Raw genomic sequence first — 22,476 nt, forward strand, 5'->3', positions numbered from 1 at the left:
CGGGAGCTGGATTTGAACCAACGACCTTCGGGTTATGAGCCCGACGAGCTACCAGACTGCTCCATCCCGCATCAATAAACTGCTTGCACTCAACTTTCTGGTTCAAAGTTGGTGCGGAAGGGGGGACTTGAACCCCCACGCCCGAAGGCACTACCACCTCAAGGTAGCGTGTCTACCAATTCCACCACCACCGCAGCTTGTGGGACGCATTCTAGTCCTTCCAACTGCAAAAGGAAGCCTTATTTCGAATTATTGACTCGATTTTGGTGCATTTGGTGAAGTTTCAGGCGATGTCGTTTGAACAGGTGCTGTAGTTTGTACAGTTTTCAAGCTATATGCATCCGTGGTCTGTTTTTTTGCAAAAACAGCAAGAGTTAAACTCGTCACGAAGAACAAGGCTGTTAAAACTGCAGTAAGGCGGGTAAGGAAGTTACCTGAACCCGATGCACCGAATACAGTTGCAGCTCCGCCACCGCCGAAAGAAGCGCCAGCATCAGCACCTTTACCGTGTTGCACTAGAATCAAGGCAATCATCAGTACCGCTAAAATAATATGTACGATCAGTACAAAAGAGTGCATACCCTATCCTCGTTATTTACTTTGTGCAAAGGCTTGTACAATTTGATAAAAAGATGCTGCATTTAGTGAAGCACCACCTACCAACGCACCATTAATATCTGGACATGCTGCCAATTCGACTGCATTTTCAGCTTTTACACTACCGCCATATAAAATCGCAATGTCTGAACCCGCTGAGGTAATCTGACTTAAACCTTCACGAATCTTAGCATGCATTGCTTGTGCATCTTGTGGAGAAGCAGTTTTACCTGTTCCAATTGCCCAGATTGGTTCATAGGCAATCACAATTTGCTTTTGCCACTGCTCAGCAGTAACTACAGGAGCAATATCACAAATTTGTTGCAATACAACTTGCTCTGCCAAACCTTGTTCACGTTGTTCGAGGCTTTCACCAACACAATAAATGGCAGTCAAGCCTGCATTTAAAGCATTTTGGAGTTTCGCCTTCAAGATTTCAACGTTGTCACCAAAAATATCACGGCGTTCAGAATGACCCACCAATACAAAGTTAATTTGGCTATCTTTTAATAATTCTGCACTGACTTCGCCAGTATAAGCGCCAGTACCTGCTACACGTGATACGTCTTGTGCAACTGTATATACTGTTCTTGCAGCATCTTGCAATTGTGTTTGTACCATTGCAAGTGCAATAGAAACCGGAGCAATCCCTACATGGCAGTTTTCATCTGCAATTTGGTCTTGTTGCAATAGTTGTTTAAATTCTTCTATAAGTTGTTTGGCATTGGCACGCATTGGGTTCATTTTCCAGTTGCCAACTACCCAAGGCGTAATCGTCGAACCCGACATACGGCTCACCTTTCATCAAAAATGCAGCACATTCTACACGCATTTATACAAATTTCAGATACTTTTCTTTAACGGCTTTACCCATATCTTTTCTACTCATTGAAAACAGTTATAAAAGTTTATTGAATCTAAAGAATCAACTTTCAAAAATTAATGAATAAAAACTTCGACTAGTTCAAGCTTTGGCGAATGGACCAAGACCAGAGCATCATTTTCTCAGGTAGTAATTTTAGATAACAAAAGTATAATTTTTTATATACCAATTATAAACATATGAGCATAGGTAGGCAGATGTCAGTCATACATACATCTCCAAAATTTTCGGGGTTTTTTCGACGATTAGTCGAAGAAAAACATGTGTCGGCAGCGACCATGCAAACAGCGTTAGATGCAGCAAAAAGAGCCAAACGGGATACGGTTGCGTACCTGATTGAAGAGGTTCATCTCTCCCCCTCTTTATTAGCTGAAACTATTTCTATTGAATTTGCTGAACCATATTTTGATCTGGATGTTTACGATACCAGCCAAATTCCTAAAAATTTGGTTGACCAGAAACTGATTTTAAAACATCGGGTCTTGCCTCTTATACAAAGAGGACAGATTTTATATGTCGCGACCAGCAATCCGAGTAATATTGAGGCAATCGATGCGATTCGCTTCAATAGCAAGCTGATGGTTGAGCCAGTTATTGTCGAGCACCACAAGCTTGAGAAAATTCTGACGCAGCAATTTACCGAAGAAAGCAGTTTCGAGTTTAGTGATGAAGAGTTTGATCTTGATGTAGACCTTGAAGCTCCATCTTCACAAGAAGAGGAGGAAGAAACCCCTCAAGGCGATGAAGCACCTATTGTTAAATATATTAATAAATTACTCATAGATGCGATTCGTATGGGAGCTTCAGACTTACATTTTGAACCCTATGAGAAATCATATCGGGTTCGTTACCGAGTCGATGGTGTATTACGGCAGATTGCAAATCCGCCTTTACAGTTGGCTAACCGTTTAGCTTCACGTTTGAAAGTCATGTCCCAAATGGATATTTCCGAAAAACGGGTGCCTCAAGATGGTCGTATCAAACTTAAGCTCTCAAAAACTAAAGCAATCGATTTTCGTGTGAACTCACTTCCAACCTTGTTTGGTGAAAAACTGGTTCTGCGTATTCTCGATCCATCTAGCGCGATGCTCGGAATTGATGCTTTAGGATATGAAGAAGATCAGAAAGCTCTTTTTTTAGAAGCACTGGATAAACCACAAGGCATGCTTTTAATTACAGGTCCTACAGGTTCCGGTAAAACGGTATCTTTATATACGGGCTTAAATATTTTAAATACTGAAAGTTCGAATATTTCCACCGCCGAAGATCCAGTTGAAATTAACCTTGAAGGAATTAATCAGGTTAACGTCAACCCGAAAGTAGGTCTGACTTTTTCTGCTGCACTTAAATCATTTTTACGTCAAGATCCGGACATTATTATGGTCGGTGAGATTCGTGATTTAGAAACGGCTGAAATTGCGATTAAGGCTGCACAAACTGGTCACATGGTCATGTCGACACTGCATACCAATAGTGCTCCAGAAACCCTGACTCGCCTACGCAATATGGGTGTTCCATCCTTTAATATCGCAACATCAGTCAACTTGGTTATTGCACAGCGTTTAGCACGTCGGCTATGCCCACAGTGTAAAATACCTGCTGACATTCCTAAACAGAGCCTATTAGAAATGGGCTTTACCGAACAAGATCTGACTCATCCCGATTTTCAAGTTTTCCAGCCTGTCGGTTGTACTGAGTGTCGTGAAGGCTATAAAGGTCGAGTAGGTATTTACGAGGTAATGAAAGTTACACCTGAAATTTCCAAGATTATTATGGAAGATGGCAATGCTTTAGAAATCGCTGCTGCTTCTGAAAAACTGGGGTTTAATAATCTGCGTCGTTCAGGATTAAAGAAAGTCATGCAAGGTGTTACTTCTTTACAAGAAGTCAACCGCGTGACCAGTGAATAAAAGACAATTTAAAAATAAGGATAATTCATGACTGTCAAAAAGGCACAAATGATGCCGACTTTTGCTTATGAAGGGGTTGACCGTAAGGGCGTAAAAATTAAGGGAGAACTTCCGGCTAAGAATATGGCCTTAGCCAAAGTCACCCTACGCAAACAAGGGGTAACTGTCCGTAATATTCGAGAAAAGCGTAAAAATATTCTTGAAGGTTTATTCAAGAAGAAAGTATCGACACTCGATATCACGATTTTCACCCGTCAACTTGCAACGATGATGAAAGCAGGGGTTCCACTGGTACAAGGCTTTGAAATTGTAGCGGAAGGACTAGAAAACCCAGCTATGCGCGAGGTAGTACTCGGTATTAAAGGAGAAGTTGAAGGTGGTAGTACCTTTGCTTCAGCTTTAAGAAAGTATCCTCAACACTTCGATAACTTGTTTTGTTCTCTTGTAGAGTCTGGTGAACAATCTGGTGCACTTGAAACCATGTTGGACCGCGTAGCGATTTACAAAGAAAAAAGTGAATTGCTTAAGCAGAAAATCAAAAAAGCTATGAAATATCCAGCAACGGTTATTGTAGTTGCTGTGATTGTTACTATTATTTTGATGGTTAAAGTCGTGCCAGTGTTTCAAGACCTGTTTTCTTCTTTTGGCGCAGATTTACCTGCATTCACCCAAATGGTCGTGAATATGTCGAAATGGATGCAGGAATACTGGTTCATTATGATTATTGCGATTGGGGCAATTATTGCAGCATTTCTCGAGGCTAAAAAGCGTAGTAAAAAGTTTCGTGATGGCTTAGACAAACTCACCCTGAAACTGCCTATCTTTGGTGATCTGGTTTATAAAGCGATTATTGCCCGCTATAGCCGTACTTTAGCCACCACGTTTGCCGCAGGTGTTCCGCTCATTGATGCGCTTGAATCAACTGCCGGTGCTACCAACAATGTTATTTATGAACAAGCCGTCATGAAAATTCGTGAAGATGTCGCCACAGGCCAGCAACTTCAATTTGCAATGCGTGTTTCAAATCGTTTTCCATCGATGGCTATACAAATGGTCGCAATTGGTGAAGAATCTGGTGCACTAGATAGCATGCTCGATAAAGTAGCCACTTACTATGAAAATGAAGTGGATAATGCCGTTGATGGTTTAACTTCTATGATGGAACCTTTAATCATGGCAATTTTAGGGGTGCTCGTGGGCGGTCTAGTGATTGCTATGTATCTTCCAATTTTCCAAATGGGTTCAGTTGTATAATGCAAGACATCATTGCGTATTTTATTCAAAACTTATCTGCACTCTATATTGCAGTTGCACTCGTGAGCCTATGTATTGGTAGCTTCCTGAATGTGGTGATTTATCGCACCCCAAAAATGATGGAACAAGATTGGCAGCAAGAATGTCAAATGTTGCTTAATCCTGAGCAACCCATCATTGAGCATGAAAAACTAACATTAAGTAAACCTGCTTCATCATGTCCAGAGTGCCATCAACCTATCCGTTGGTATCAAAATATTCCTGTCATAAGCTGGCTGATGTTAAGAGGAAAATGTGGTCATTGCCAGCATCCTATTAGTATTCGTTATCCAGCGGTTGAACTACTCACCATGCTATGTTCATTGGTAGTCGTCATGGTGTTTGGCCCAACCCTACAAATGCTTTGGGGATTAGTCCTGACTTGGGTCCTGATTGCCCTCACCTTTATAGACTTTGATACTCAACTGCTCCCCGACCGTTTTACCTTGCCTTTGGCTGCACTCGGCTTAGGCATTAACACCTTTAATATTTATACCTCGCCTAACTCAGCTATTTGGGGATATTTAATCGGTTTTTTATGCCTTTGGGTTGTTTATTACTTATTTAAAGTGATTACAGGCAAAGAAGGTATGGGCTACGGCGACTTTAAATTGCTTGCTGCCTTAGGCGCATGGATGGGGCCATTGATGCTGCCATTAATTGTGCTATTGTCATCTTTACTAGGTGCAATTATTGGCATCATTTTATTAAAGTTACGTAATGACAATCAGCCCTTTGCTTTTGGGCCCTATATTGCTATTGCGGGTTGGGTTGCCTTTTTATGGGGTGACCACATTATGAAAATTTATTTGGGAGGTTAAGATGGCTTTTATTCTGGGAATCACAGGTGGAATTGGCAGTGGAAAATCTGCAGCAACACAATGGTTTGAGTCCCAAGGAATCCAAGTCGTCGATGCCGATATTGTTGCTCGCGAAGTGGTTGAAAAAGGCCAACCTGCCCTTCAACAAATTCAACAAACTTTTGGAGATTGGGTGCTTCAATCCGACGGCAATCTAGACCGCCGAGCCCTACGTGAATATATTTTTCAAAACCCTGAAGCAAGACAGACCCTTGAGAAAATCACACATCCAGCCATTCGCCAATCTATTATTCAACAGCTACAAAACCCTAAAAGCCCGTATGTGATTTTAGTTTCACCACTACTTTTTGAAACCAACCAGCATGAGTTGGTTAACCACACCTTATTAGTTGATGCGAGTGAACAAACTCAAATTCAGCGTGCAAGCCAGCGCGATGGGCAAAACCAAGAACAAATTCAGAAAATTATTGCCGCACAAATGCCACGCGAGCGCAAACGTGAACTTGCCAATGACATTGTGTTTAATGACGGACTACTCGAGCATTTATATCAGCAATTAGAGCCTTTACATCAAAGCTATTTGAAACGTACAAACTAATCTTGCTTATTTTGCTGCTGAATCTTTTGCGCCAAGCTATCTTGTCGAAACCAGCGCCAAGGTTGTAAGGCACCAATTCCCATTCCGACCAAGCCCACAACAATCGATGGGCTTAATGACTCGCCAAGTAAAGGTACAGCTAAAATGGCAGCAATAAACGGCGCTAAAGTAACAATACTTCCCGTTTTGAAAGCACCAAGTCTTTGGATAGCTGCGACATAGGTTAATGTCGCAATAATCACGACAAATACACCGTGGAAAATGCCTTGTATCGCTAGATGAACAGGACTGACTTCCATGAAATGTTTAGGTAAGAATAAAGCATAGATGGGTAAGTAAATAATTGCAGACCAAATCGCTACACTTGCCATAGAGTGCCATGCGGAAAGTTTCCACTGTTTAAGTAATACAGTGAAAATGCCCCACCAAATCGCACTAATAAAAAGAAGTAAATCCCCCACGCCAAAAGCAGAAGCATTACCTTGCAACATCAAAACACTCATGAGAGCCAAGGCAGTGATCATAATGGCTAGACTAATCCATGTATGTTTATCAAATGGTTGCCTAAATAAAATGTATGCCGCAATTGCAGTACAAATAGGAATACAACTATTTAAAAAAATTGCAGCGTGCGCAGCAGGCGCATAGAGAAACGCTGTATAGACGGTAAGACAATAAATGACCCCGCCAATGAGCGCCAAAATAACGGCGTGCTTACTCCATAAAAAAGCGAGATCTTTCTTATAGATCAGAATAGGCATCAAAATTAGGAAAGCAATAGCAAAGCGCAGTGCAGCAATGTCCCAGGCACTGATGTGCCACTGTGCATTTAAACGGGCAAAAAGTGTAAACCCGCCCCAAATGCACATGGTCACCAATACAAAAAAATAACCTTGCTTACGGGGAGACATATCAAGACTGCTTAGAAACTAGAAAGGCAGCTAGATTATACCTCAGAACGCTGACGACAAGCCTCATAAAGTGCCATACCCGTTGCCACGCTCACATTGAGGCTTTGTAAATTTCCAGACATCGGAATATAAACTTTATGGTCACACTGTGCCTGTGTAATTGGGCGCAAACCTGTATCTTCGGCTCCCATAACAATCACAACTGGGCCGGAGAAGTCACATTTTTGAATTGGCATTGCACTTTCATCAAGCATAGTACCAATCACACGCGTATGAGTCGTCTCTTTCAAATGGGCTAATGTACGAGCCAAGTTTGTGACTTGAATGAATTTAACTTTTTCGGCTCCACCCGCTGCAACTTTACGCGCTGTGGGAGTTAAGCTTGCCGAACGATCACGAGGCACAATCACTGCTTGCACGCCCATTGCAGCGGCTGTACGAATGCAGGCCCCTAAGTTATGCGGGTCTGTCACCTGATCTAATGCCAATAACAATGCATCTGGGGTTTCAGCTAAAATCTGATCTAGATCTTTTTCATTTAAAGTCGGATGCGGACGTACTGCTGCAACTACACCTTGATGAAATGGTAGACCTGCAAGCTTTTCGAGACTATCACGGCTTGCTTTTTGTACACTGATTCCAAAAGGCTCTGCCAATTGCAAAATCTTTTGCAAACGCTGGTCATCCCGTCCTTTTAAAGTAAACAGGGTTAGCACACGTTCCGGCTCAAGTTCTAACAATGACTCCACTGAATGAACGCCATAATAATATTCCGGTTTTGCCATGCATGACCTCTAACAACGTTTGAGCAAAAAAATAAAAATCCTGCAAAGCCAACTTCACAGGATTTCTTTGGGCATAGTGTACCCGATTTGAATAGGAATTTCTTAGCCTTCTAAATGGCACACATAATCGAGGACTTCATCAGTTTCGATTTTAAAAAGACTATTACCAGGCACATAAAATGATTGGCCTGCACGGAACAACTCACTTTCAGTGCTATCCGCAATCGTTACGCGACATTCGCCTGAAATAATTTCCATACGCTCAGGAACATGCGTCTCAAAAGTTAAAGCCTGCTCAGTCGGCAAAATAACACCTAATGTTTTTTTAGTTCCATCTTCAAATTGCACGGTATGGCTAATACAAGCTCCGCCAAAATAAACGTTTGATTTTTTGATGACCGTTACATGATCAAATTGGGTTGAACTCATGCACACTCTCCAGATAATGCCGTATTTATATAAATTATGATGAATGTAGTTTAATTGTGCCTAAATAACTAATCAATCAGTTTTCATACGGATAGACTTGTAATTTCCACTGCTCTGCCTGAATTTTTTTGGCAAAAGCATGAGGTAAGTTAATCTCAATATTTCGACTATTCGACACAATTGCATCGTATCTGCAAACTTCGACCTGATTTTCATCTAGGAGTATCCAACACACTTTTTGCGCGGTTGGATGAGCAACTGCTGTAGCAATTACTGGTGAACCGTCATTCATCCCTACATGAAAACTTTCACTGTCGTTTTGCATTAACGCCAGATCATAAGCTGGAAAATCGATAGCCTCCGGATCAAATTGCTGACTGTCGTGTATCAGCACACTTTGTTTTAAGGTCGGCCAAATACAGTAACGCAAATAATGCTGATCCATCACCCGGTTATCCAGATAACGTCCGGTGGCAACATAATCTCTGATATGTGCTTCAATATTATGAAAAATCCCCGTACATCCGCCCCACATTCCAGCCAAAACTAACTCAGTATGAGAATAATTATCTCGCATTAAGTGAAACCACTTATCACTTTTGAGCCATGCATCTACAGCCGCTTTTTCACGATGCGACACAATAGAGTCGGCATCACGTATCAAAAAACGCTTAATTGTCGGGTCATCCATCACCAAAAAGCGCCAAAACAGGCCAGATAATTGTTTCTGAGAATCTGTAACTTGGATGACTTGTGCGCCCTTCTCTTTTAAGCGTTGTTGTACAAGTACTGGCACACTTTCATCGACATAAAATCGACATGTCCATTCTGGATAAATCTGTTTGGCAAGCTGAGTATTTAAAATAGAGGTTTCACAATAACGGGGATTTGCTCCAAATAATGAAAAAGCAATAATATTCTCTTGAGGATTTGCACTAAACTCAGGTGGTGCATGATCCGGAATCGATAAGATAGGTTCACTCTTCGTTAATTCTTTTTTAGTTGCAATTGCCAAGCGCCCAAATTTAATCGTTTCTTCTTTTTTATTTAAATGGTGGCAAACTTCTGTAAGACCATCATATAAGTTTGTATTTACGTTAGCTCCACTAGCCTGAATCGCTTGTAAATAATGTTGATAAGCGTCGTTATAACGGCCTAAGCGTAATTCGGTATAAGCTAAATCGGACAAGGCACCTGGATGCTTAGGAACTAAGCTAACAGCTTGTTTAACATGTTGATAAGCTTTGGCATAATTCCCTTGTGCTGCGGCTTGTTTAAATGCATTAAAATGCTGATTTAAAATTTTATTCATTTCCGCAGGGTTGTTTTTTTTATGGCGGTTCCTCATTCCTATTGGTGGTTTCGGTAAGCTTAATGTTTTTTTCATTGTAAATATCCGCAATCTTGCTGTTCTATAATTTCAGTTAGAATAATAGATCACTTGTAGCAAATTCAAAACTTCTCTATCTTTAACCCATAATTTGGCGCGTTGGATGCGTTTATGCTCACACATTTAACTTTAATTAATTTTGCATTAGCTGATCATTTGGCTATTGATATAGAACAAGGATTTAATGTTCTAACAGGCGAAACAGGTGCCGGAAAATCATTATTACTGGATGCACTTTCTGCCTGCCTAGGGGAACGTACAGATACAAATTATGTCCGCTATGGTTCGGACAAAGCAGATATTACCGCTGTTTTTACCTATCAAAATAATAGTCCTGAAGCAAAATGGCTCCAAGACCACGAGCTAGATGATGATTCTGGGGAAATTCATTTACGTCGTGTTATTTTTGCAACTGGACGCAGTAAAGCTTGGGTCAATGGACGTCCAAGTAGCCTATCTGAACTTAAAGAGTTAGGACGTTTACTGGTTCAACTCTATAGTCAACATAGTCAGCAACAACTTCTTGAACCGCCTTATCCAAAGCATTGGCTAGACCGTTATAACAATTTTTATGCTGAAGCGAATGATGTACGTGAAGCCTATAGCACATGGCAACGTACCATTCGTTTGCACCAAGCAGCTCTAGATGCACAAGCAACTCGTCTACAACGCATTGGTACTTTAGAACATCAAATTGAAGAACTCGAAGAGGTCATTCAAACCGACTATAAAGAAATTGAGCAAGAGTTCGATCGACTAAGTCATCATGAACATATCATGCAAGATTGTAGCTATAGCCTAAATGTGCTTGATGAAGCTGAGCAGAATATTACTCAAGAAATGTCTTCGATTATTCGCCGTCTAGAGTCTCACGCGGGGCGTAGCGAACAACTTTCTGAGATTTATAATTCTTTACTCAATGCTCAAAGTGAAATAGATGATGCAACAGCAAACTTGCGTCAATTTATTGATCGTCAAAGCTTTGACCCTGAACGAATGGAAGAACTTAACTCTAAACTGGAAGTTTTCCATCGTTTGGCTCGTAAATACCGCACTCAACCGGAAACACTTAAAGAAGAATATGAAGCTTGGCAGAGTGAGCTTGAGCAACTACATCAGCTTGAAGACCCAGAAACATTGGCAGAACAAGTTGAAAAGTCGCATGAAGAGTTCTTAGAGAAAGCTCAGCATTTAGACCATATTCGTCGTGAAGCTGCTGCTCCACTTGCTAAACAATTAACTGAACAGGTTAAACCTTTAGCACTACCGGAGGCACACTTCGAGTTTAAGTTTGAGCCATTAGAGCAACCTACTGCTGAAGGCTTAAGTTTTATTCAGCTTCTATTTACGGCCAACAAAGGTATTCCACCACAACCACTAGCACGCGTCGCTTCAGGTGGAGAACTTTCACGTATTGCATTAGTTATGCAAGTCATGAATGCTGAAAAAACCGAAGCAGAAGTGTTGGTGTTTGATGAAATTGATGTCGGGATTAGTGGTGGAACCGCAGAAGTTGTGGGACGTTTACTTGCCGATTTAGCCCAACATGTTCAGCTCTTATGTATTACGCACCAAGCACAAGTTGCAGCACAGTCTGATCAGCATTTATTAGTGAAGAAACAACAAACTGACCCAGCCAGCAGTACAATTGTGGAACTAGACGAAAATCAAATCATTTTCGAGTTAGCACGTATGTCAGGCGGTGTTGAAATTAATGAAACAACCTTGCAACACGCCAAACAATTACGCCAACTTAAATTTCAGGCTTCTTCAAATTAATAAAGAAAATGAGTGAAAAAGATTGGCGAAATCCGATTAACTCTTGTATGTTGATAAAAAGAACCTATATAGATAAAAGGGTCGAGAGGCCCTCTAATGACATTTTTTGAGGGAGAACCGCTTAGGTGACCAAACAATATCTGACTCACCGTTGTCTGATTGCCCCGCCAGAAATGGCAGATGACTTTTTTGCAAACACTGTAATTTATCTTGCCCGTCATGATGAAGAAGGTGCTCAAGGCATTATTATTAATCGTCCTTCCGGTATCCAAATTAAAGAATTACTCAATGATCTCGACATTGAAGCAGACAATGTAAACCCACATGCGGTTTTACAAGGTGGCCCATTACGTCCCGAAGCTGGATTTGTTCTTCATACTGGACAACCAACATGGCATTCATCTATTGCTGTAGGTGAAAATGTTTGTATTACCACCAGTAAAGATATTCTGGATGCGATTGCCCATAATGAAGGCGTCGGTCGATATCAGATTGCTTTAGGCTATGCGAGCTGGAGCAAAAATCAGTTAGAAGATGAGATTACGCGTGGTGACTGGCTGATTTGTGATGCCGATATGGACCTAATTTTTAACCTGCCTTACGACGACCGTTGGGATGCAGCTTATAAAAAAATCGGTGTAGATCGTGCGTGGTTAGCTTCTGAAATCGGACACGCTTAATGAGCGAGACACCATCAAAATCGATTATGGCTTTTGACTTTGGTACTCAAAAAATGGGAATGGCGATTGGCCAGTCTTCAATTGAAAGTGCCAATCCCCTCCCTCTTTTTGTGATGAAAGATGGTATTCCAAACTGGGATCAGCTATTAAAAATCGTGAAAGAATGGCAACCTGATTTATTTTTGGTGGGTTTGCCTTTAAATATGGATGATAGCGAGTCAGAGCTCTCTACACGTGCCCGCAAATTTGCAAGACGTTTACGCCATCAAACCAACATAGAAACGTTGATGGTAGATGAGCGCTTAACTACACGTGAAGCACGAGAAGAACTAGGCTTCTACCAAGAGCAAGGTCGAGCCAAAAAACTCTCGGCAGATAGTTTTGCAGCAGCATTGCTCATCCAGAGTTGGTATCGAAATCCGGTCGGTTTAACACCGTAAAAATAAAAAAAGGAAGGCTAAAGCCTTCCTTTTCTATTTCTCTTTTTATTTCTCGACAATATGTACAGTTGCCGTACGTCCGGAGACGAAAGCAAGCTGGTTTTTCGGTGTTTCATCTAATACGATTTTCACAGGCACACGCTGCGCTAAACGAACCCAGCTAAACGTTGGATTTACATTAGCAAGAAGTTTAGAGCTGCTTGAGCGTTCACGATCTTCAATACCCGATGCAATACCTTGTACATGGCCTTTAATTTTCTGGCTATCACCCATTAACTGCACACTGGCCTGATCACCTACATGAATACGGTTTAATTTCGTCTCTTCAAAATAACCCACCACATAGAGTTGTTTACGGTCAAGTAGTGCTGCAACAGCCTGTCCGACTTGAACATAGTTACCTGGGCGCATATCAAAGTTAGATAAAGTACCATCAGCTGGGGCAATCACCGCAGCACGATGCATATTAAGCTCGGCCAAATGCAAATTACTCGTAGCCGCCTCAATGAGAGCCTGTTGTTGTTTAACAGTTGCTTCTGCTTGCTGAATGGCAGCTTGGAGTTGCTCATGTTCAGCATGGGATTGATCACGTGTTGCGAAAACTTGATCTTGTTCTTGTTTAGAAATGGCGCCATCCATAAGATTTGAATAGCGGCTTGCGTTTTTCTCGGCTAATTTAATATTCGTATCAGATTTAATTAGGTTCGCTTTTGCTTGTGCTAAACCAGCTTGCGCTTGGGCAAAGGCTGCTTTTGCTTTTGCTAAATCAGATTTTGCCTGTTCTACATCTAAAGCTCGGCGGGAAACATCGATTTTAAAGAGCACCTGACCTTTTTTCACAGTCTGGTTATCTTGAACCAATACTTCTGTAACAAGCCCTGCGACATCCGAAGATACTTGAATAACATCACCACGAACACGACCATCGCGTGTCCACGGCGCCGCATTATAGTAATTCCATAAATGCACAATGGTATAGACCGCCACCATTAATGCGACAATCAAAATTACTGGACGGATGACTTTTTTCAAATCCACCTGATTCATTTCACTCACCTAACTCAATCTTTAATTTCGCAAACATCTCTACGCACCGATCCCAACAAAAATTTGATGTATTACCAAAAGCAGTAACAGGTAAAAACACAAATTGAAAATACTAGGTAAAGCAATCCAGCCTTTTGCAATCAACTTGTTTGTCAAAGGGCTTAACCCTCGGAAACAGATATATGCCAAGAGTGCTTGAACGAGCAAAGAAGGCACATAAATACCATAAACATTAAACTCACCCATTTGCTGGGGCTCCTCTCAGTGTGCTGTTTTCACTCATTTGATCTGATGAAACATGACACATGCTATAAGCAATATTGTTCAGTGAAATGAGTAATCTTTGTCGCATAGTCATATCTTCAACATTTGAAGCAAGCTGTTTTAATTCAAATAACGCTCGGTAGATTTTCTCTACTAAAGCTGTTGTATCGTTTCTGTCATTTTCTTTCGCTCTAAACAGCTCATCCAGATTTTGTTGCAAATCACCAATATGCTGAGTGAGTTCGGATGTTTGAGGGAACTGATTAGCTAACTCTTGCAGTCGGCTTAAATCGATAATACTACTCGACTCAATCAATGCTTGTTGAATTGAGGTTTTAATCTCGTTGGACTGCACCATTTTGCTGTTTAGAATCCCAATTCGATCCAGCATACTGCGTAGATGAACTTTAAAATCTAGACCATACGGTAGATAAATCGCTTGTCGCATAGCACGATAATGCAACGCTAAAATACGGCTTGCACTCGTGTCTGGTGACATGGCACGAACAACGTCAATGACAATCAAAGACACTAAAACACCTAAGATCATGGCGAATGAACTATCAAGATAAGACACCGCATCCATGCTATAAGCATTGTGCAAGTTTAGTCCCATCATGGTGTTAATGCCCAATACCATACCTACCGGCATCAGCATTTGGTTGGCCATCATCGACACTGCGAATAAGAACATTGGCAACAAAACCAGTCCAAGTTCCCAAAATGTGGTGACATGCGGGAAAATACCAAATGCATAAACGAAGACTAAAACTGCTGAAGCAATACTGCCCCAGATAAAAATACGCAAAACTGGCACAGGGTTATCTAAGGCCGTTAAAATACAAGCCGTTACTGCACCCATTTGTGCCATCATAAATCCAGCTTTCCACCCCGACACAATCCAAACACCAGTCACAATAAAAGTAATAAGGACTGCACTAATACCACCGCGTATCGCCACACCATGGTCACGGTGTAAACTTGGATAATTGGTTGTCATTGGAGTAATGTTGTCAGGAATTTCTTTATTACCTTGCTGAATTCGCTGCCACAAAACTTTAACGGCTAACACATTGCTAATGAAATGGCGCACATCCATTTTCATAGCTGCAACCAAAACTTGTTGATGTGTAGAAGCCGACTCCATCAAACTTGCGAAATCGCTTTCAAACTCATCAGGCAACTGCAAAATATTTTCATCAACAATTAGATCTTTTTGTTCTAAAAACTGAACAACATGAGCTGAAAGCTGTTGCAATTTCTCTGCATGAGTCTCGATAAACCGAAGTTCTTGAAGCTGCTTAATACGCTCAGATAAAGCGACTAGATTAGCCACCACCATTGAGATTTGATGAAGCATTTCTTGCAATGGTTTGGTCATACCATGCAGTTCGCCCTTTTCATAGCTCAAATGTACTGCCAAGGCATGAATATCGGTGGTGTCACGAGTGATGGCAGCCAGAAGCTGAGTATTGTTTTGCTGCGAATCTGTAGTTAATAAATTAGCAAACAGATTTTCTGTATCTTTGAGGGTTTTGATCACCCGCTGTTTAATTGCCGAGCCAATATGCATTGGAAGAATCGTGGCAGACACCACGGCACTTGAAATTACGCCAATCGAGATTTCTATGACCCGAGCTAAAGCAATATCAAATATATTGTATTGATCAATATAGGTAATCGCATTGAAGACGATCATGGCTGTCGAATAACCCGCCAGCATAAAAGCATAACTACGTGGAGTACGATCGAGTAGTGACACATAAAGCGCAAACCCGACCCACAACGACAACACCACGGTAAATATCCAAGGTGTATTAATTAAATGTGGCGTTAACGTTAAGGCAATTACAGCCCCACCAATCGTCCCTACCACTCGGTAGACACATTTAGAGGACACCATTCCTGAATATGGATTGGCAATAATCAGGACTGTACCAATCGACCACATCGGGTTAATTAGATCTAATTCAAAAGAAACAAATAGTGCCAACATTCCGGCAATAAATGTTTTTAAGGCAAAGATCAGATCAAGCCTACTCGGGCGGAACGCCAGTATTTGCTTTAATAACATGAACTCATCTCAAATACAGATTTGAACTGATGAGCATGCCCTTCAATGTTTGATTGCCTTTCTAAAGACAACACAACTTTGCCATTTGCTTAAAAGCAAATGATATGAGGAGCATCCTTCAATACAATGATTTTTCCACATCTCGCCTGATTGGCCGAGATGATTTCAGATTGGGCGCTATTTAAACGGCCAAGCTTTGGAAAGAAGAGGTATCAAGAAATCAATCTGGAATCGATCAATTTCTCGATTAGATATTTTGTTTGGCAATTTTTTCAAAATAAAGCGATTTAGTCAACTAAAATATCTCTATTTGATAATTTGATATATTTTTTAATTATCGTATATGATGTATAAGCTCAGAGAAGTTTTCTCTTTGTCCGAGTAAAATACTCACATCAAGCATTTATTTTAGAATTGAGACAAATCTTCTTTTTTTTCTGTTATAAAAAACTCAAAGATGACTCGTTGTTAAAGGATACGAACAAGACACTATGGCAATTTCAAGTTTTGGCAAAATTTTAACTGTACTGGACCTGTTTTCGGTTTCGCGTCCAATCATTAATGTCGATATTATTTGCGAAGAACTTGGCTTATCCAAACCAACGAGTTACCGTTACCTCAAAGAGCTAGTATCGGCTGACCTATTAAAGCGCATTAATGGAACCTCTGGCGATTATACCTTAGGCTCAAAAATTGCAGTTCTTGACTATATCTCTAGAACAACCGATCCACTGGTTCAGATCAGCACACCGTTTATGCGAAATATTGTAGAACGTACCGAACTGTGCTGTTTGCTTACTTATTTAAATGATGACTATTGCATTGACATACATCATGAAATATTTAAAGACACTGAATTACTTTCATATGGCCGAGGTTGCCCAAGACCGATTTACGTTGGTTCATCTCCCAAAACAATGGTTTCGCATTTAAGTAAGCAGCGCATGCAGGACTACTACCATCGTTACCAGCAAGAATTAAAACAATCAGGCTTTGCTGAAGATGAACCAAGCTTTATTCAACGTATGCGTAAAATTAAAAAACAAGGGTTCTATTTCTCACAAGGTGAGATTGACCCGAATGTTTCAGGCCTTGCTGTTCCTGTTCGATTTTCAACCAAAGAAGTGCCTTTAGCTTTGACTCTAGTGGCTTCTAAAAATCGTTTTGATTTTTTAAATGTTGAAAAGCTCATTGAAATTTTGCAAGAAAATGCAGCACTTATTGAACAACGTTTTATGGAATTATCTGAAAAAGGTGAAATCTAAAACCCCATCTTATGATAATTTAAACTTTTCTTACACTTTAAAACATTGAATATATCACAATATTCTCATATTATGATTTTAGCTCTTATTGGTGATTCTTTTCATCAGCAGCTCATCAATAGAAGCATCCCCCTCAGAGGAATAAGCTCATGCTGCCATCATGGGCTTTTTTCTTGCCCGCTTTTTAATGAAGGTTATAAAAACTGAAATTGCCGAAAAGTAAGGTTAATACGCGGTTGTAAAATCTTTGTTGAGCGATTTAAACGGTGTTGCCAATATTGTTGAGTCTCACCACGCATCACAATAAGTTGGCCTGGCTGTAGCCACAATTCAACTTTCTCTTTACTTTGAATATGTCTAAAAGAAAATTTTCGGGTAGCACCAAAGCTTAAAGAAGCGATTGTGGTTGTTCTTGCCAAAGACACATCTGAGTCACTATGCCAAGCCATTCCTTGAGTCCCATCTTCATAAAGATTTGCCAAACAAGAATTAAATTTTTCTGAAAGTATTTGCTCTACTTGTTGTTTTAGTTTGGCAAGTGCTTTGTCCCACGGCAAGGAATCACGTGCGACACCCGAATATTTATATTGATAATAATCATCTCCATACCATGCAACTTTTCGAGCTGTAATAAAGTGCTTGCCATACAACTTAGCCTCGTCATGTTTCCACGCGAGGTGTTGATAAAGATAGTGAAAATATTGTTCAGCTTCTTCAGGGCTTAAAATACACCCATAATCCTGAACTTCACCATCGTAGGGTAATAAATTCTCGCAAGGCTCTGGAGAAAATAAATCCAAGGTCATACGGTCTCTCCATGTTGCTTTGACATCTCCCAAGCTAACAATGCCAATTTACGCCCCTTTTGCCAATGATATTCTCCGACCATTCCTGTTGCGCGGATCACTCGATGGCAAGGAATCAAATATGCAATCGGATTTTGTCCAATTGCGGTAGCAACGGCTCTAACTGCTTTAGGCTTGCCAATTTGCTCTGCAATATCTTGGTAAGTCCGAAGTTGCCCTTCTGGAATGGTGAGCAAGGCTTCCCAAACTTGTAGCTGAAATGGGGTTCCAGCCAAATTAAGAGGAAGTTTCTGCTGTAAGTTTTCTGAAAAATCCTGTTCAAACCACTTTGCAATTTGTTGATGCCAAATCTGTGATTGATTTTTTAATTGAGCTTTCGGAAAAGACTGTTGAATGAGATGTTCAATATTCTCGTGAGTTTCGATAAATCGAATAGAACATATGCCTTTTTCACTACTGACCACCAACAACTCACCAAATGGACTTGTCTCAACCGAATAATTAAGAATAACGCCTTCGCCCTGCTGTTTATATTCACCGGGTGTCATCCCTTCAAGCTGAATAAACAGATCATGTAAACGACCAGTACCAGATAAACCCGTATTTAACGCAGTTTCTAATAAACTCCGTTGTTGTAACAGATAATATTTGGCCTGCTGCAAACTCATATATTGAACGAATTTTTTCGGGCTGATCCCTACCCATTCCTGAAACTGACGTTGGATATAACCTGAACTTAAATTCATATGACTCGCAACATCGTCCAGACTGGGTTGCTGGTCCAGATGTTCATATAAATATTCAATTACAGTGGCAATTACAGCAAATTGCCGAGAAGAAAGCATTTGCATGTGTCACCTCCTTAGCACTTATATCTTACATTAAAGTAGCCAAAGTCTTGTGACGACCCGATTCTTGCACTCTTCAAAAATAAAAAAGCCTTTCATTGTAGAAAGGCTTTATCATTCAATATGCACTTAAGGTTGCTTTAAATAAGGCCAAGCTGCTTTGAGATAAATAAACATAGACCATAAAGTTAAAATGACCGCTGTATATAACAAAGCATAGGCAAGCATTTCTAAAGGTTCCCAATTGAGCAAGAACACACTAATGGCAATCATCTGAAAGGCTGTTTTATATTTACCTACAGTCGATACTGCCACACTGGTGCGTGCACCCAGTTCAGCCATCCATTCACGTAAAGCAGAAACTGTAATTTCTCGCGAAATAATCACAATTGCTGCAAAAGCCATTGAAATGGTTGGGTTCCACTGTACTAAAACAATCAGTGCAGCCGCCACCATGAGCTTATCTGCAACTGGATCTAAGAAACGGCCAAATGCTGAAGTCTGGTTTAAAGTTCGTGCCAAATAGCCATCAAACCAATCGGTAATAGCAGCAAACACAAAAATAGCCGTCAAGATAATATGACGACTCATACTTCCTTCGTGCTCACCAATACCCATTGCAGGCGGCCAATACGCAATCACCAAAAATACAGGAATAAGCGCGATACGCGCCAACGTTAGGATATTTGGGATATTCAGGATTCGCCCTGTGGTCATAAACACCGCCAATTAAGTCTTCAAGCATCTTGTAACAGACAAAAATACTTTCTTCAATATTGTATCTATCTGTAACAGCCACTTTATACGAAATATATGAATCGAGGAAGTGGACTGCTCAAGTAAATACCGTAACAGTTTGCCGTAAAATTGCAATTAAATGATCATTTTGGTCCCAAAGATGGGCAGCTTCTGTGGAATAACCTTCACCTGCATATTCAGTTACCACTTTATATTTAAACCAGTCATACAATTGATGTTGGAACGGATGGACATAGGTAATGTGCCAAGTTAAAGAACTTGCAGGAGCAACTTGCTTAAACATCGGCAATACACCAGGTGGCCAAATATCCATCAAAACAATTAAATCTGGCAAGGTCATTTGACGATTTTCGTGCTTCTCAGGAGAGAACCTTGACCATCCTCCAAAGTCAGCATACTGACTTCCTGTAACAGGATAGTGACCTTCTGCCCAGCATACATCAAAATGTTGATAGCATTCTGGCATTTGTCTAGCAAAAGGAATAGGTTGTAAATCTTCTGGTGGTGCATAAACTGGAACTCGAGGTTCTTGCCGCACATTAATACTCGATGCACGAGGTACACCAAAGCTCGCAACCAAAATAGTTTGTACCGCCCCATCTTGCCATAAACGGGTTTCAAGCGTAGTGACCGACTTTCCTTCCCTTAAAATTTCAATAGTCAATTGAGCAGGCCCCTGCTGTACAGGCCCCACAAAAGTAATACTACAGCTTAATAATCTTTTATTTGGATCTTGAATATTGCAGCAGGCTTTTTGCATGAGTAATCCAGCGACAAGACCACCAAAAACGGTTCGCCCTTGTAACCACCCTTCAGGTATTTCAATCCATTCCTTTTGTTTTATTTCTTCAAATAATTGCAGTAATGACATTCACTTCCCTAAAGCACTCTGACTCTTGATGAAACATCTTTCATCATTTTAAAGGGAATGTGAATGGTCATTCTTCTACTTATATAGCAACTATTTGGTCACTCCGCATAGAAACGTAGCTTTATTCATGCAGAATTTTATAAATCGTTCTCGCCATCATCTCACCAAAACCGGGCACAAGAGTGAGCTCTTTTTCAGATGCTTTTAAAACACCTTGGATCCCACCAAAATGAGTTAATAAATCTCGACGACGCTTTGGTCCTAATCCTGGAATTGCTTCCAAAACTGAGGTACTACGGCGTTTGTCACGTTTAGCACGATGTTTAGTAATCGCAAAACGATGGGCCTCATCACGCACCTGTTGAATTAAATGCAATGCCTTATGGTCTTCCGGTAACTGGATTTTGGTGCCATCAGTAAAATGCAGAGTTTCAAGTCCGGGTTTACGCCCTTCACCTTTCGATACACCGACCATAAAAGCATCTAGTCCAAGCTCTTGCATAACTTCCATTGCCATATGGAGTTGACCTTTACCACCATCAATCAACAGTAAATCAGGCAATATGGCCTTTTTATAACGGCGTGTTAAAGCTTGTCGCATAGCAGCATAGTCATCGCCTGCCGTGATGTCTTGAATCGCGAATTGGCGGTAGTCACGCTTACGCGCTCCGCCTTGGTCAAACACGACACATGAAGCAATTGGAGCTTCACCCATGGTATGACTAATATCAAAACATTCAATACGATCGACAGGTCTCCCCACCACTTGCTCTAACTGATGGAAACGTTCATTAAGTTCTAAATGATTACTCAACTGCCCTTTAATGGCATGTTGAACGTTCATTTCAGCTAACTCTAGCCACTCGGCACGAGTTTCTCGAACATTACTCTTAATCTGAACTTTTTTGCCAAACTGCTGCGCCAATGCTTCTTCTAATTCTTTACAGTCAGGCAAAGCAATATTTACGATGAGCTCATTAGGCACTTCATCTGCAACCTGAAAGTAAAAGTTCGCCATAAAGTCACTCAGCATTTGCCCAAGATCATCACCCAGCATGTCAGGGAAATAACTTTTTCCCCCTAGCATTCGCCCATTACGTACATACATAATTTGCACGCATGTCACGCCTGCTTGATATGCAATTGCCAGAATATCTGCTTCGCCTTTGACCTTAAATACGGCTTGTTGCGCTTGCACTTCACGCAATAAAGATAAACGATCACGGTAAAAAACAGCTTTTTCAAATTCGAGCTCAGCCGCCGCTTGTTCCATTTTGGCAATGAGCTCTTGATTAAGCTCTTTGGTATCACCTTGCAAAAAGCGAATACTATTATTAACGTCTTCTTTATAATCTTCGGGCGAAATCAGACCTACACAAGGAGCTGAACACCGCTTGATCTGGTATTGCAAACATGGGCGCTTGCGCTGTGAGAAATAGCTATTTTCACACTGACGTACATTAAAAAGTTTTTGCAAAACCAGTAATGTATCACGTGCGCTATAAGCACTTGGATAAGGCCCAAAAAACTTACCAATTTGGTGCTTCCCTTTGCCGCGACCACTAGCAAGCCGAGGATAAGGCTTATCGGCCGAAACAAAAATATAGACATACGACTTATCGTCCCGCAGCATAATGTTATACGGCGGGCGATGCTGTTTAATTAAGTTTTGTTCTAGGAGTAAAGCTTCAGTTTCTGAACGAGTAACCAAAGTTTCAATATCATAAATTCGTGCAACTAAAGCTTGCGTTTTAGGATGCTCAATCTTTTTAACAAAATAACTCGACACCCGATTTTTTAGGTTTTTTGCTTTGCCGACATATAACAATTCACCCTCCTTCCCTAGCATTTTGTAAACACCTGGAAGTTGGGTCAAGTTGGCTAAAATTTTTTCAATATGGGGACGAGCGTTTTGATTCACTATTGGCATGCATGGGCTTAATACTGAATACTTAATGTGATGTTTTCACTTCTACTTTTCAAGTGCTTTACTGTGCCAGAACATAAATTTGGAAACGGTTTTGGA

22 protein-coding genes, 1 tRNA gene and 1 pseudogene are annotated in these 22,476 nt (G+C 40.8%); 8 read left to right on the forward strand and 16 right to left on the reverse strand.

The features are described from left to right. Positions 1-109 precede the first annotated feature (109 nt). The 3 genes from POD11_RS16525 to tpiA all read right to left on the reverse strand — a co-directional run bounded on the left by POD11_RS16525 (position 110) and on the right by tpiA (position 1,386). Positions 110-194 (reverse strand) — tRNA-Leu (locus tag POD11_RS16525). Between the two features lie 55 nt (positions 195-249). Beyond that, the gene (gene secG, locus POD11_RS16530; RefSeq protein ID WP_016142373.1) at positions 250-579 is read right to left on the reverse strand and encodes a preprotein translocase subunit SecG; all 330 of its coding nucleotides are present in this window, start codon (positions 577-579) and stop codon (positions 250-252) included. A 12-nt stretch (positions 580-591) separates the two neighbouring features. After that, on the reverse strand, positions 592-1,386 hold the full coding sequence (gene tpiA / locus POD11_RS16535) for a triose-phosphate isomerase (RefSeq protein ID WP_262457992.1): 795 nt from the start codon (positions 1,384-1,386) through the stop codon (positions 592-594). 291 nt (positions 1,387-1,677) lie between these two features. On the opposite strand from tpiA, the gene pilB reads away from it, so the two are divergent. Genes pilB through coaE form a run of 4 tightly spaced genes read left to right on the forward strand, consistent with a single transcriptional unit; the run spans position 1,678 to position 6,102 of the window. Beyond that, positions 1,678-3,390, forward strand: a complete 1,713-nt coding sequence (pilB, locus tag POD11_RS16540; protein ID WP_224992381.1) for a type IV-A pilus assembly ATPase PilB — start codon at positions 1,678-1,680, stop codon at positions 3,388-3,390. A gap of 27 nt (positions 3,391-3,417) precedes the next feature. Then, on the forward strand, positions 3,418-4,644 hold the full coding sequence (locus tag POD11_RS16545; RefSeq protein WP_239967971.1) for a type II secretion system F family protein: 1,227 nt from the start codon (positions 3,418-3,420) through the stop codon (positions 4,642-4,644). Next, positions 4,644-5,504 carry a prepilin peptidase gene (locus tag POD11_RS16550; protein ID WP_262457995.1) on the forward strand — a complete coding sequence of 287 codons (861 nt, stop codon included), beginning with the start codon at positions 4,644-4,646 and terminating at the stop codon, positions 5,502-5,504. Before POD11_RS16545 ends, POD11_RS16550 begins: the two co-directional genes overlap by 1 nt. 1 nt (position 5,505) lies before the next feature. After that, complete coding sequence (coaE, locus tag POD11_RS16555) at positions 5,506-6,102, forward strand: dephospho-CoA kinase (RefSeq protein WP_016142378.1); 597 nt, start codon at positions 5,506-5,508, stop codon at positions 6,100-6,102. On the opposite strand, the gene POD11_RS16560 is transcribed toward coaE, so the two are convergent. The 4 genes from POD11_RS16560 to POD11_RS16575 form a co-directional block, all read right to left on the reverse strand. Continuing rightward, positions 6,099-7,013, reverse strand: coding sequence for a DMT family transporter (locus tag POD11_RS16560; RefSeq protein ID WP_262457997.1), 915 nt, complete (start codon positions 7,011-7,013; stop codon positions 6,099-6,101). The two genes, coaE and POD11_RS16560, sit on opposite strands and share 4 nt — an antisense overlap. A gap of 35 nt (positions 7,014-7,048) precedes the next feature. Further along, positions 7,049-7,798: a 23S rRNA (guanosine(2251)-2'-O)-methyltransferase RlmB gene (gene rlmB, locus POD11_RS16565; RefSeq protein WP_005079348.1), complete on the reverse strand. Its 750-nt coding sequence runs from the start codon at positions 7,796-7,798 to the stop codon at positions 7,049-7,051. 102 nt (positions 7,799-7,900) lie between these two features. Next, a complete protein-coding gene (ppnP, locus tag POD11_RS16570) occupies positions 7,901-8,227 on the reverse strand; it encodes a pyrimidine/purine nucleoside phosphorylase (RefSeq protein WP_004795031.1) in 327 nt (108 codons plus the stop codon). 76 nt (positions 8,228-8,303) lie between these two features. Next, positions 8,304-9,614 carry a tetratricopeptide repeat protein gene (locus POD11_RS16575; RefSeq protein WP_262457999.1) on the reverse strand — a complete coding sequence of 437 codons (1,311 nt, stop codon included), beginning with the start codon at positions 9,612-9,614 and terminating at the stop codon, positions 8,304-8,306. 114 nt (positions 9,615-9,728) lie between these two features. Between POD11_RS16575 and recN the strand changes: the two genes are divergently transcribed. The 3 genes from recN to ruvX all read left to right on the forward strand — a co-directional run bounded on the left by recN (position 9,729) and on the right by ruvX (position 12,516). Next, positions 9,729-11,396, forward strand: coding sequence for a DNA repair protein RecN (recN, locus tag POD11_RS16580; RefSeq protein WP_016142382.1), 1,668 nt, complete (start codon positions 9,729-9,731; stop codon positions 11,394-11,396). Between the two features lie 125 nt (positions 11,397-11,521). Further along, positions 11,522-12,076, forward strand: coding sequence for a YqgE/AlgH family protein (locus POD11_RS16585; RefSeq protein WP_003654562.1), 555 nt, complete (start codon positions 11,522-11,524; stop codon positions 12,074-12,076). Beyond that, positions 12,076-12,516 carry a Holliday junction resolvase RuvX gene (ruvX, locus tag POD11_RS16590; RefSeq protein WP_262458001.1) on the forward strand — a complete coding sequence of 147 codons (441 nt, stop codon included), beginning with the start codon at positions 12,076-12,078 and terminating at the stop codon, positions 12,514-12,516. Before POD11_RS16585 ends, ruvX begins: the two co-directional genes overlap by 1 nt. 45 nt (positions 12,517-12,561) lie before the next feature. On the opposite strand, the gene POD11_RS16595 is transcribed toward ruvX, so the two are convergent. From POD11_RS16595 to POD11_RS16610, 4 genes and pseudogenes are all read right to left on the reverse strand, one after another. Beyond that, positions 12,562-13,563 (reverse strand): HlyD family secretion protein, encoded by a 1,002-nt coding sequence (locus tag POD11_RS16595; RefSeq protein ID WP_224992386.1) that lies wholly within the window; start codon positions 13,561-13,563, stop codon positions 12,562-12,564. Between the two features lie 39 nt (positions 13,564-13,602). Then, complete coding sequence (locus POD11_RS16600) at positions 13,603-13,809, reverse strand: DUF1656 domain-containing protein (protein ID WP_262458004.1); 207 nt, start codon at positions 13,807-13,809, stop codon at positions 13,603-13,605. Next, the gene (locus POD11_RS16605; protein ID WP_262458005.1) at positions 13,802-15,901 is read right to left on the reverse strand and encodes an FUSC family protein; all 2,100 of its coding nucleotides are present in this window, start codon (positions 15,899-15,901) and stop codon (positions 13,802-13,804) included. The genes POD11_RS16600 and POD11_RS16605 overlap by 8 nt, the downstream gene beginning before the upstream one ends. Then, positions 15,892-16,023 (reverse strand): annotated as a pseudogene (locus POD11_RS16610) (hypothetical protein). The gene POD11_RS16605 and the pseudogene POD11_RS16610 overlap by 10 nt, the downstream one beginning before the upstream one ends. A 369-nt stretch (positions 16,024-16,392) precedes the next feature. Here POD11_RS16610 and POD11_RS16615 point away from each other — a divergent pair. After that, on the forward strand, positions 16,393-17,166 hold the full coding sequence (locus POD11_RS16615) for an IclR family transcriptional regulator (RefSeq protein WP_016142387.1): 774 nt from the start codon (positions 16,393-16,395) through the stop codon (positions 17,164-17,166). A 194-nt stretch (positions 17,167-17,360) separates the two neighbouring features. On the opposite strand, the gene POD11_RS16620 is transcribed toward POD11_RS16615, so the two are convergent. The 5 genes from POD11_RS16620 to uvrC form a co-directional block, all read right to left on the reverse strand. After that, positions 17,361-17,972, reverse strand: a complete 612-nt coding sequence (locus POD11_RS16620; protein ID WP_016144153.1) for an alpha-ketoglutarate-dependent dioxygenase AlkB family protein — start codon at positions 17,970-17,972, stop codon at positions 17,361-17,363. After that, positions 17,969-18,823: a methylated-DNA--[protein]-cysteine S-methyltransferase gene (locus POD11_RS16625; protein ID WP_334311812.1), complete on the reverse strand. Its 855-nt coding sequence runs from the start codon at positions 18,821-18,823 to the stop codon at positions 17,969-17,971. Before POD11_RS16625 ends, POD11_RS16620 begins: the two co-directional genes overlap by 4 nt. 126 nt (positions 18,824-18,949) lie before the next feature. Further along, positions 18,950-19,537 carry a CDP-diacylglycerol--glycerol-3-phosphate 3-phosphatidyltransferase gene (pgsA, locus tag POD11_RS16635; RefSeq protein WP_016142390.1) on the reverse strand — a complete coding sequence of 196 codons (588 nt, stop codon included), beginning with the start codon at positions 19,535-19,537 and terminating at the stop codon, positions 18,950-18,952. Positions 19,538-19,655: 118 nt separating this feature from the next. Next, positions 19,656-20,450 carry a thioesterase family protein gene (locus tag POD11_RS16640; RefSeq protein ID WP_262458006.1) on the reverse strand — a complete coding sequence of 265 codons (795 nt, stop codon included), beginning with the start codon at positions 20,448-20,450 and terminating at the stop codon, positions 19,656-19,658. A gap of 121 nt (positions 20,451-20,571) precedes the next feature. Continuing rightward, complete coding sequence (gene uvrC, locus POD11_RS16645) at positions 20,572-22,371, reverse strand: excinuclease ABC subunit UvrC (protein ID WP_262458031.1); 1,800 nt, start codon at positions 22,369-22,371, stop codon at positions 20,572-20,574. Positions 22,372-22,476 lie beyond the last annotated feature (105 nt).

This window comes from Acinetobacter sp. P1(2023), assembly GCF_028367635.1.
GTDB lineage: Bacteria > Pseudomonadota > Gammaproteobacteria > Pseudomonadales > Moraxellaceae > Acinetobacter > Acinetobacter pittii_E.